Annotated in this window: 2 protein-coding genes; both read right to left on the bottom strand. The window is 59.0% G+C overall.

Going from position 1 to position 1,359, the window contains the following annotated elements:
* The coding region (locus EN964_RS34750; protein WP_127277451.1) for a DUF4167 domain-containing protein at positions 1-515 on the bottom strand (515 nt) is incomplete at its 3' end.
* Between the two features lie 303 nt (positions 516-818).
* Positions 819-1,359, bottom strand: a 541-nt coding sequence (locus tag EN964_RS34745; protein ID WP_164776393.1) for a HemK/PrmC family methyltransferase, incomplete at its 5' end; no start/stop codon positions are given.

Raw genomic sequence — 1,359 nt, 5'->3', positions numbered from 1 at the left:
CCATTATTATCACGGGCCTCGCGGCCACCTTCCCGGTTGAGCGCAACCTCGGCCGGCGTCCCTTCGATGACCGGCTGCGGGCCGGCGCCATGGTTGATCACCGGGATCTGGGCATCGGAAACAGTGTTGCTGTTGTTGCCGCCATTGTCGAAATCGTCGCGGTCCTCGTCGCCGTCATCGTCGAAATCATCACGATTCTGCTGCGCGTTCTGGATCGGCATCTGCGCCTGTGCGGCCGCGATGATGCGATTGTAATGCTCGGCGTGCTGGAGATAGTTCTCCGCCATGACCCGGTCGCCGGAGCTGTGAGAATCGCGGGCAAGGGTGGCGTACTTTTCGGCGATCTGCTGAGCCGAACCGCGGATCTTCACATCCGGGCCATTGCTCTCGTAGTTGCGCGTCAGGGGATTAGGCCCCTTGCGGTTGTTGTTGTTATTGTTGTTGTTATTGTTACCACCGCCGCCGCCATTATTATTGCGACCGCGCATGCGCCTGTTCTGCTGTTGTGGCCTCATCAAACTCTCTTCATTTTGAAATTTTCGAAAAACTCTTCACGAACGGAGGCGCTCATGCAGCCAGCCGTTTCGTCTCTTCACCGGCGTTCGCCCGCATCGATTGCGTTGGCGCCACGTGCCATCCTGTTCCGGTTACATCACTTGCCGGACGATTCCCGCACGAAGCTTGGGCATCGTTTGCGCAAGAAGGCAGCTATTTCCAAGGAAAACCGAATCACTAAGAGCACTGCCTGCTTCGTCTCATCCGGTTAAGGCGACCCTAGCCGCATTCCCCGGCATTGCCAAGCGCTTTTTTGCACTGCGTCAAGGCTTTATCCTTTCAAAGACAATAACCCTGTCATTTCCGCCGAGGTCACGAAAAGCACCGCCCGACACGTAGCCGGCTGCAGCGAATATCTCGCAGACCTCGTTGCGTTGCGTATGGCCGATCTCGACCGCAATCCTGCCTTCAGTTTCCAAAAACCTTGCCGCTTCCGCAGCGATGGTTCTGTAGGGGTTCAGACCGTCCGCGCCGCCATCCAGGGCCAGGCGCGGGTCGAAATTGCGGACTTCGTCCTGCAGATTTCCAATGTCTTCGGTGGTTATATAGGGAGGGTTTGCGGCGATTACATGGTACCGGCCGAAAACTTTTTCGAACCAGTCCGACTGCAGCGCCGTGAACCGGTCTGCAAGACCCAGTTTCCCGGCATTACTGGCCGCCGTCGCCAGCGCACCTGCGGACAGATCGACGCCGGTGGCGCTAGCCGTCGGTACGACGCTGAGCAGCGCCAGCGCAATGGCGCCGGTGCCGGTGCCAAGATCGAGGATGCGGCACCCGCCTTCCCGCGCCGCAACTGCCTTGACG

Origin of the sequence: Mesorhizobium sp. M7A.F.Ca.CA.001.10.2.1 (assembly GCF_003998575.1) — a bacterium.
GTDB lineage: Bacteria > Pseudomonadota > Alphaproteobacteria > Rhizobiales > Rhizobiaceae > Mesorhizobium.
Note: the sequence above shows the minus strand (reverse complement) of the source record. Positions and strands in the feature narration are given on the sequence as shown.